This is a genomic window from Bradyrhizobium sp. INPA03-11B, assembly GCF_040446015.1.
GTDB lineage: Bacteria > Pseudomonadota > Alphaproteobacteria > Rhizobiales > Xanthobacteraceae > Bradyrhizobium > Bradyrhizobium macuxiense_A.
The window spans coordinates 1-2,057 of record NZ_JASGSR010000253.1 but is presented as its reverse complement, the minus strand read 5'-3'; the positions used below and the strand labels follow the sequence as shown (position 1 = coordinate 2,057).

The following is a 2,057-nucleotide window of genomic DNA, read 5'->3' as shown; positions in this document are numbered from 1 at the left end:
GGTGCGACGGGCACCACCGGCGCAACCGGAGCCACGGGCGCGACCGGCGCAACTGGCGCCACAGGAACGACAGGTGCGACCGGCGCCACCGGTGCGACGGGTACCACCGGCGCAACCGGAGCCACGGGAGCAACGGGCGACACCGGCGCGACCGGAGCCACGGGTGCAACTGGCGCCACGGGTGCAACGGGTGACACCGGCGCGACCGGCGCCACGGGTGCGACGGGCGACACCGGCGCAACCGGCGCCACAGGTGCGACTGGCGCCACGGGTGCAACCGGAGCCACGGGTGCGACCGGCGATACCGGAGCCACAGGTGCAACCGGCGCCACGGGCGCGACTGGCGCCACGGGTGCAACGGGCGACACCGGCGCGACCGGTGCCACGGGTGCAACTGGCGCCACGGGAGCGACGGGTGACACCGGCGCAACCGGAGCCACGGGAGCGACGGGTGACACCGGCGCGACCGGAGCCACGGGAGCCACGGGAGCAACGGGCGACACCGGCGCGACCGGCGCCACAGGTGCGACCGGCGCCACGGGCGCGACCGGCGCCACGGGCGCGACCGGTGCCACGGGTGCAACTGGCGCCACGGGAGCGACGGGTGACACCGGCGCGACCGGAGCCACGGGCGCGACTGGCGACACCGGCGCGACCGGAGCCACGGGTGCAACTGGCGCCACGGGTGCAACGGGTGACACCGGCGCGACCGGAGCCACAGGTGCGACCGGCGCCACGGGCGCGACGGGCGACACCGGCGCAACCGGAGCCACGGGAGCAACGGGCGACACCGGTGCAACCGGAGCCACCGGTGCGACTGGCGCCACAGGTGCAACGGGTGACACCGGCGCGACCGGCGCCACAGGTGCGACCGGCGCCACGGGTGCGACCGGCGCCACGGGTGCAACTGGCGCCACGGGAGCGACGGGTGACACCGGCGCAACCGGAGCCACGGGAGCGACGGGTGACACCGGCGCGACCGGAGCCACGGGTGCGACCGGCGCGACTGGCGCCACGGGTGCAACGGGTGACACCGGCGCGACCGGAGCCACAGGTGCGACCGGCGCCACGGGCGCGACGGGCGACACCGGTGCAACCGGAGCCACGGGCGCGACCGGTGCAACGGGTGACACCGGCGCGACCGGAGCCACAGGTGCGACCGGCGCCACGGGTGCAACCGGGGCCACAGGTGCAACCGGCGCCACGGGTGCAACGGGCGACACCGGTGCAACCGGAGCCACGGGTGCAACGGGCGACACCGGCGCAACCGGAGCCACAGGTGCGACTGGCGCCACGGGTGCAACGGGCGACACCGGTGCGACTGGTGCCACGGGTGCAACTGGCGCCACGGGAGCAACGGGTGACACCGGCGCAACCGGAGCCACAGGTGCAACCGGCGCCACGGGAGCGACGGGCGACACCGGCGCGACCGGAGCCACGGGTGCGACCGGCGCCACGGGTGCAACCGGGGCCACAGGTGCGACCGGCGCCACGGGTGCAACCGGGGCCACAGGTGCAACCGGAGCCACGGGTGCAACGGGCGACACCGGCGCAACCGGAGCCACAGGTGCGACTGGCGACACCGGTGCAACCGGAGCCACAGGTGCGACCGGCGACACCGGTGCGACTGGTGCCACGGGTGCAACTGGCGCCACGGGAGCGACGGGTGACACCGGCGCGACCGGAGCCACAGGTGCAACCGGCGCCACGGGAGCAACGGGCGACACCGGCGCGACCGGAGCCACGGGTGCGACGGGTGACACCGGCGCGACTGGTGCCACGGGCGCGACTGGCGCCACGGGTGCGACCGGAGCCACGGGTGCGACCGGCGCCACGGGTGCGACTGGCGACACCGGTGCAACCGGAGCCACGGGCGCGACTGGCGCCACGGGTGCAACGGGTGACACCGGCGCGACCGGAGCCACGGGCGCGACCGGCGCCACGGGAGCAACGGGCGACACCGGCGCGACCGGAGCCACGGGTGCGACTGGTGCCACGGGTGCAACTGGCGCCACGGGAGCAACGGGTGACACCGGCGCAACCGGAGCCACAGGTGC

The 2,057-nt window shown here is 76.3% G+C and carries 1 protein-coding gene; it reads right to left on the bottom strand.

Translation table 11 applies throughout. The features are described from left to right. Window positions 1-269: hypothetical protein (locus QMZ05_RS40705; protein ID WP_353705873.1), on the bottom strand; the 269-nt coding region annotated here is incomplete at its 3' end. Window positions 270-2,057: the final 1,788 nt, after the last annotated feature.